The organism is Streptomyces durocortorensis, assembly GCF_016901035.1.
Taxonomy (GTDB): domain Bacteria; phylum Actinomycetota; class Actinomycetes; order Streptomycetales; family Streptomycetaceae; genus Streptomyces; species Streptomyces durocortorensis.
Map to the genome: position 1 here is coordinate 1 of NZ_JAFEUF010000375.1, position 4,581 is coordinate 4,581.

A 4,581-nucleotide genomic window follows, 5' to 3' on the forward strand; every position below is an offset into this window, starting at 1 on the left:
GGACTCTGCCGCCCCTGCCACCAAGCCCACACCACCTCCGGCGACACCCCACCCGACCCCACCGAGATCACCGCCGTCAAAGCCCACATGGCCAACCTCCGCGACCTCCTCAAACCCGTCTGAGGGCTCGACCCGGCTTCCACTTTCCTCTCCGGAAACCCTTTTCTTTCCGTATCGGAAACTCTCCGCTACTCTTTCCGTCATGGAAACTAACGGGGGACGGCCGACACCCGCGCAGGCCCATTCCGCACTGGCCGAGGCCGAGCACATCCAGGCCTCCGCCGCAGCGCTCTCGGCGACGCCTTGGCCGAACTGGTTCTTCGCCACGCTCACGCTCTACATCGCCGCGCTCCCGATCGTCTACGGAGGCGTCATGGCCGACGAGGACTGGCTACTGACCCGCTCCACCTGGATGGGGATCATGGTGGCGATCACCGCCGTGTACGTGGCGCTGCTCGCCGTCGCCGGCAAGGCATGGCGCGACAAGACCGGGGTGGCCCTTCGGCTGGACGTGCTGCCGAAGCGGGCGACCTTGCCACTCGCGGTCGGGCTGCCCTCGATCCTCGTGGGCTCGGCGTTCGCGTTCCGCGCGACCGGGTGGCCGGGGTGGCTGATCGCGGCCTCGGTGATCGGGGCCGCCGCGTCCGTCGGGTTCCACCTCGCCTTCGTACGACTGCACCGGGCGTCCGCGTGAGCGCCGACGCCCACGACATGCCCGCGGGGTTCGACGCCACCGTCCACGCCCCGAACCGCCTGCGCATCTGCGCCCTGCTGGACGCTGCGGGCGAGGCGGAGTTCGGGCTCGTACAGAAGCAGCTCGGGCTCTCCGCGTCCGTGCTCAGCAAGCACGCCACCGTGCTCATGGACGCCGGTTACGTCGAGCAGCGCAAGGCCGTCCGCGAGACCCGGCAGCGCGTATGGCTTCGCCTGACCCGGGCGGGCCGGGACGCCTATCGGGGGCACCTCGCGGCGCTGCGGGAGATCGTGGGGCCGCCGCCGGGTCCGGCTTCCTGATCGGCGGCCCGCTGCGGACAGCACATCGGCTGCCACGCCGCGGACAGCAGAGCGCCCGGTCGCCGGTGCAGAGGAAGCACGGCGACCGGGCGCTCCGGCCCAGCAGTCAGGTCGGGGGAAGCGGCATCGGGGGGACAAGCCGCTTCCCCCGGTGAGAACAGGGCCTGCTGGTCGTCCGTCGCGGTCAGGGGGGAAATCGCGCGGCGGCCGACCCCACAGAGAGGCCCTGTTCCGGCCTTCCGGGTCCTGCCTGGTCCCGTCCGGCTCGGTATCCATCGTGCCGGGCGGCGAGGCTCGTGGGGTTCGGCGAAAGGCCTTGATGGCGGGGTCGTAGGTCCTTAAAAGGCGCATCAGTGATCAAAAACGGCCATCGGATACGGCCATTCGTGCGGATACAATCGCCCGATCACACATGGGGTCGACGGGGAGGCATGGTTGTGGCCAAGGCAAAGACGATCATCATCTACATGCTGGTGGTCTTCGTGCTGTACACGATCATCATGTCTCCGCAGCGGGCCGCCGAACTGGTCCAGGTAGGGTTCGAGGGCATTTCCACCGCCGCGCAGAGCGTCGGTGACTTCATGTCAGAACTGGTGAAGTAGGAGACGTACGATGATCCGCCACCTGGTCCTCTTCAAGCTGAACGACGGCGTCGAGCGGGACGATCCGCGGGTCGTCGCCGGGGACCGGGCCTTCCGGGAGCTGGCGGGGCAGGTTCCGGAGCTGGAGTTCTGGGAGTGCGCCTGGAACATCACCGACCGGCCGATCGCGTACGACTACGCCATCAACTCCGCCGTCGCCGACGAGGACGCGCTCAAGCGGTACATCGAGCACCCGGCCCACCAGGCCGCCGCCGGGCAGTGGCGGGAATTCGCCACTTGGGTGATCGCCGACTATCCCTTCTGACGTCTCCGCGCCGCCGGTCCGCCCCGGTCGCATCGACCCCTCGCCGTACAGGGCGGGGGGTTTCTTTTGTTCTGTTTAAACCCTTATGACCTCAACACGGCAGTATGCGGTGCTTGCACACAGTGGACATGTCTTGTGATGCTATGACCGCTTTTGACGGATGAGTTGACCGTAGTTGACCGCAGAGGGGTGGCGTCACCGTGCCGGCCAGTACAGCGCCTCAAGTGCCTCCCCAGGCCGTCCAAGCCGTCCAGACCGTCCCGGCCGAGGACGACATCCAGACCGAGACCCCGGACCCCTCCGCCAGGCCCGCCCGGGCCCGCGGCGCCGACACCAGGGCGCTCACGCAGGTCCTCTTCGGCCAGCTCAAGAACCTGGAGCCGGGCACTTCGGAACACCGCCGGGTCCGGGCCGCCCTCATCGAGGCGAACCTCCCCCTCGTCCGGTACGCCGCCGCGCGCTTCCGCAGCCGTAACGAGCCGATGGAGGACGTCGTCCAGGTCGGCACCATCGGTCTGATCAACGCCATCGACCGGTTCGATCCGGAACGCGGCGTCCAGTTCCCCACCTTCGCGATGCCCACCGTCGTCGGCGAGATCAAACGTTACTTTCGCGACAACGTGCGCACCGTCCACGTCCCCCGCCGGCTCCACGAGCTCTGGGTCCAGGTCACCGGCGCCACCGAGGACCTGACGACCGCCCACGGACGGTCCCCCACCACCGGCGAGATCGCCGAGCGGCTGAAGATCTCCGAGGACGAGGTACTGGCCTGCATCGAAGCGGGACGCTCGTACCACGCGACCTCCCTGGAGGCCGCCCAGGAAGGTGACGGGCTGCCAGGGCTCCTCGACCGGCTCGGTTACGAGGACCCCGCCCTCGCCGGCGTCGAGCACCGCGACCTCGTACGGCATCTCCTCGTCCAGCTTCCCGAACGCGAACAGCGCATCCTTCTCCTGCGCTACTACAGCAACTTGACCCAGTCTCAGATCAGCGCCGAGCTGGGCGTCTCCCAGATGCATGTGTCAAGGCTCCTCGCCAGAAGTTTCGCCCGACTGAGATCCGCAAACAGGATCGAGGCGTAACCGGAACGGGTAGACCGTCAACAGAGCAGTTCTGGCGGCATAAAAGGCCTACACCCCCTGCTTCCAGGGCATATTCGGCGCTTACTTGTCGACATGTCACTACAGCGTGTTGCCGACATGTGACATTCTGCTCGAAGCGCGTTTGCCGCAGCCCCACCTCCGGTATTCAGGTGGAGGCTGCGTTCCTCCGATGGTCGCGGCCACCGCGACCGTCCGCGACCTCAAGGGGGTGGCATGTCCGAAGAACAGGGCAGCTCGAAGGTGCTCACGCTCACGAAGAGCGTGCCGGCACCCGCCGTGCTCACCAGCTCGCCGGAAGCCATCGACACCCGCACGCTGTCCCGCTCCCTGTTCCTGCGGCTCGCCGCGCTCGGCCCCGCCTCGGGCCCCGAGGGAACGGACAGTCCGGAGCGGACCTATGTGCGGGACACACTGATCGAACTGAACCTCCCGCTGGTGCGGTACGCCGCGGCGCGGTTCCGCAGCCGCAACGAACCGATGGAGGACATCGTCCAGGTCGGCACGATCGGCCTGATCAAGGCGATCGACCGGTTCGACTGCGAACGCGGCGTCGAGTTCCCGACGTTCGCGATGCCCACCGTCGTCGGCGAGATCAAACGCTTCTTCCGCGACACCTCCTGGTCCGTGCGGGTTCCCCGCCGCCTCCAGGAGCTGCGGCTCGCCCTGACCAAGACCAGCGACGAGCTCGCGCAGAAGCTCGACCGCTCGCCGACCGTCCCGGAGCTGGCCCGCGCGCTCGGGGTCTCCGAGGAGGACGTGGTCGACGGCCTCGCCGTCGGCAACGCCTACACCGCCTCCTCGCTGGACTCCCCCTCCCCCGAGGACGACGGCGGCGAGGGCTCGCTCGCCGACCGCCTCGGGTACGAGGACACGGCGCTGGAGGGCGTCGAGTACCGCGAGTCGCTCAAGCCGCTGCTGGCCAAACTCGCCCCGCGCGAGCGCCAGATCATCATGCTCCGCTTCTTCGCGAACATGACGCAGTCGCAGATCGGCGAGGAGGTCGGCATCTCCCAGATGCACGTCTCCCGGCTGCTGACCCGCACCCTCGCGCAGCTCAGGGAAGGGCTCATCGCCGACTGAGCCGGGGAACCGGAAGCCGGGGAACCGGAAGCCGGAGAGTCGGAAAAGTGGTTCACGAGGGTTCTTATGTGACGGGGCGTCAGACACACTGACGCGATGCGACGTCAGACATACGGCTCCACCGGCCGCCGAGGCACCGCCATCGCCGCCTCGGCGGCCGCGCTGTGCCTGGGCGCCGGTCTGCTGTCCGGCTGCGGCAGCGGGCCGGGCGACGGTTACACGGCCGTGGGCGCGGCCGACGGAAGATCGAAGAACCCCCCGGAGGGGGACCGAGCACCCTCGGGCGAGGTGACGCTCACCCCCCTCGACGAGAGCGGGGCCGGGGGCCGTGGGCGGGGTGGAGACGGTGGTGCGTCTCCGTCCGGCGGCGGCGACCCCTCGCCGTCCTCCGGGGCGGACGCTTCCGGAGCGGCCGGCCCGGGCGGTCCCGGTGGGGGGCGTACGGAGACGGCGGGCGGTCAGGCGGGCAGTGCGAGCG

At 68.8% G+C, this 4,581-nt stretch carries 6 protein-coding genes and 2 pseudogenes; all 8 read left to right on the plus strand.

Translation table 11 applies throughout. The annotated features are described in order from the left end of the window. Positions 1-123: pseudogene (locus JS521_RS37075) on the plus strand (MarR family transcriptional regulator); the annotation flags it as partial. A gap of 79 nt (positions 124-202) precedes the next feature. Beyond that, positions 203-694, plus strand: a complete 492-nt coding sequence (locus JS521_RS34020) for a hypothetical protein (protein WP_205086743.1) — start codon at positions 203-205, stop codon at positions 692-694. Further along, the gene (locus tag JS521_RS34025; protein ID WP_307847999.1) at positions 691-1,014 is read left to right on the plus strand and encodes a transcriptional regulator; all 324 of its coding nucleotides are present in this window, start codon (positions 691-693) and stop codon (positions 1,012-1,014) included. The genes JS521_RS34020 and JS521_RS34025 overlap by 4 nt, the downstream gene beginning before the upstream one ends. A 437-nt stretch (positions 1,015-1,451) precedes the next feature. Continuing rightward, entirely contained in the window at positions 1,452-1,616 is a 165-nt protein-coding gene (locus tag JS521_RS34030; RefSeq protein WP_010056643.1) for a hypothetical protein, read from the plus strand. A 10-nt stretch (positions 1,617-1,626) separates the two neighbouring features. After that, positions 1,627-1,920, plus strand: a complete 294-nt coding sequence (locus JS521_RS34035) for a Dabb family protein (RefSeq protein ID WP_006126122.1) — start codon at positions 1,627-1,629, stop codon at positions 1,918-1,920. Between the two features lie 224 nt (positions 1,921-2,144). After that, positions 2,145-3,002 carry an RNA polymerase sigma factor SigF gene (locus JS521_RS34040; RefSeq protein ID WP_307848000.1) on the plus strand — a complete coding sequence of 286 codons (858 nt, stop codon included), beginning with the start codon at positions 2,145-2,147 and terminating at the stop codon, positions 3,000-3,002. Between the two features lie 234 nt (positions 3,003-3,236). Further along, a complete protein-coding gene (locus tag JS521_RS34045; protein ID WP_030579030.1) occupies positions 3,237-4,103 on the plus strand; it encodes an RNA polymerase sigma factor SigF in 867 nt (288 codons plus the stop codon). 96 nt (positions 4,104-4,199) lie between these two features. Beyond that, positions 4,200-4,581 (plus strand): annotated as a pseudogene (locus JS521_RS34050) (hypothetical protein); the annotation flags it as partial.